This window comes from Enterococcus sp. DIV1298c, assembly GCF_017316315.1.
GTDB classification, from domain to species: Bacteria; Bacillota; Bacilli; order Lactobacillales; family Enterococcaceae; genus Enterococcus_B; species Enterococcus_B mangumiae.
On the sequence record NZ_JAFLWG010000100.1, the window covers coordinates 1 to 1,812 of the forward strand.

Below are 1,812 nucleotides of genomic sequence, written 5' to 3' on the forward strand. Positions count from 1 at the left end.
ATGTAAAAGAATAAGCTTTTCAAGCTATACTCAAAAAAAAGGTGGAATGAAAATTCCATCTTTTTTTGAGTATTTATTTCCGTTGATAAAAGGTCAAATTTTTAATAACGTTTTTTATCAAAATATTTGTTCAGAATCGCATAACATGCTATCTTTTATTTAGTGAATATAAATCCATTCTCAAATTTAATAACTCAAAACATCATCAATGCACCAATAAAATATAGCTATGGGAGTTTATTTATTATGTTAGAATTGAGTCGACTTGCCTTTATTTTTCCTGTGTTTATATTTGCACCGATTGTTTTTTCGTTTATCAAATGGACAAAGGAACGTAAAAAAATTGCTTTGGCTAGTTTGCCTGCAATCTATTTTATGTACAAAATATTAAATTACCAGTTTTTTGAACCAACACAGCATTTTTATTTTAATTTAGTCGGATTTATTCTCTCCATAATTTTTATCATCGCATATTTATTTTATTTAAATCGAATAAATAAACACTAAGATTTTAGACGATTATTCAGAGAAAGGTGATGGAAAATGACGATTGAAGAAGCAATTTTATTAGACACGTTGCATTGCCGTTTAAACTTTCTAAAAGAAAAACAACAATTGACTACTCCGCAAGTTGCCGAAAAAGTAAACTTACCGATTGAACGATATAAAAAATACGAAGAAGGAAGTCACATTCCCAGCGTCATCGAGTTAGTATTTATAGCAGACTTTTATGACACGACTGTCGACTACCTGATTGGTCGAACAGAAGCCTCATAACAGTTCAAACATGTCTAGAAGGAAGGAACAATTTTATGCGATTATGGCACCAAAGCTTACTAAGCTCTCTGCCACGCCAACAATTACTAGGACAACATCGCGAGTGTTGTGCATTACGAGGTAATGGTTGGGGCCGAAAACACGCTACTGTAGATTATGTTTTCACCCATTCTCCTTATAAATTATTTCAATACCATTTGTTAGTCATGGAAGAAATGAAGAAGCAAAATTATAAACCGGGTGAAGAATGGTTCGATCCTTTGTATCGCGGGAAAATTTGTGAACCTTATACATCTTTATCACCTGTAGAATGGACCTCTCCACTCTACCCCGAGCATGATCAAATCTATTTAGCAGAATGCGTGGCGAATCTTGAACAAAAAGGAATCATATTGTAAAAAAGCGTTATCGATCAAACTATAGCAAAAAGCTCTCGATCTAAGGATCGAGAGCTTTTTTAATCAATTCTCTATTACGTACTCCATCATTGTCCCATCATCAGATTTTACAAATCCAGTTTTTTTGTAAAATTCAGCTGCTTGTTTTCCTCCAGTAATCAGAAATAGATTATTTATTCCTTCTTCTTCCAAAATATTCGTAGTGAATTTCATTAATTTTTTACCAACACCTTGCTTTTGGAGCTGTGGGGCAACATTAAATTCATCAATACAAAATTGTTTCCAATTATCGTAATAATAATCAATTCTACCTAAACACATTGCGATGATCTGTTCATCTTTTTCGACTATGTACCCTCTCGCATTGATGCCACTCATCGTCGCCCGGATCCTAAGCAAGGCTTCTGCCTTTGTCCATTGATTGAACCAAGGGGCTCCACCATACGCAGCAACTAAAATTTCGGAACAAGTAGAATAATCTTCTGGATCGATACTTCTAAAATTCAAATTCAAGCTCATCACTCCTTTAAAAATGATTATAAAAAAACTGTCCTTTCAATGAAAGAACAGTTAAACATCAATGTTTGATTATGCTTTAACGATGTTGATTGCTTGAGGGCCACGTTGTCCATCTTCA

At 33.7% G+C, this 1,812-nt stretch carries 4 protein-coding genes; 3 read left to right on the forward strand and 1 reads right to left on the reverse strand.

Annotation, left to right across the window (positions count from 1 at the left end; translation table 11 throughout):
* Window positions 1-246: 246 nt before the first annotated feature.
* Genes JZO83_RS14305 through JZO83_RS14315 form a run of 3 tightly spaced genes read left to right on the forward strand, consistent with a single transcriptional unit; the run spans window position 247 to window position 1,175 of the window.
* Window positions 247-507, forward strand: coding sequence for a hypothetical protein (locus tag JZO83_RS14305; RefSeq protein WP_206858955.1), 261 nt, complete (start codon window positions 247-249; stop codon window positions 505-507).
* Between the two features lie 36 nt (window positions 508-543).
* Entirely contained in the window at window positions 544-777 is a 234-nt protein-coding gene (locus JZO83_RS14310; protein WP_206858954.1) for a helix-turn-helix transcriptional regulator, read from the forward strand.
* Window positions 778-812: 35 nt separating this feature from the next.
* Window positions 813-1,175, forward strand: a complete 363-nt coding sequence (locus JZO83_RS14315) for a TIGR02328 family protein (protein WP_207116139.1) — start codon at window positions 813-815, stop codon at window positions 1,173-1,175.
* A 63-nt stretch (window positions 1,176-1,238) separates the two neighbouring features.
* Here the strand turns inward: JZO83_RS14315 and JZO83_RS14320 are convergent, their stop codons facing one another.
* The gene (locus tag JZO83_RS14320; protein ID WP_207116140.1) at window positions 1,239-1,688 is read right to left on the reverse strand and encodes a GNAT family N-acetyltransferase; all 450 of its coding nucleotides are present in this window, start codon (window positions 1,686-1,688) and stop codon (window positions 1,239-1,241) included.
* Between the last annotated feature and the right edge of the window lie 124 nt (window positions 1,689-1,812).

Excerpts from the sequence above, each read along its gene's own strand:
- JZO83_RS14305 (WP_206858955.1), top strand. The coding sequence starts at position 247 with ATGTTAGAATTGAGTCGACTTGCCTTTATTTTTCCTGTGTTTATATTT.
- JZO83_RS14310 (WP_206858954.1), top strand. The coding sequence starts at position 544 with ATGACGATTGAAGAAGCAATTTTATTAGACACGTTGCATTGCCGTTTA.
- JZO83_RS14315 (WP_207116139.1), top strand. The coding sequence starts at position 813 with ATGCGATTATGGCACCAAAGCTTACTAAGCTCTCTGCCACGCCAACAA.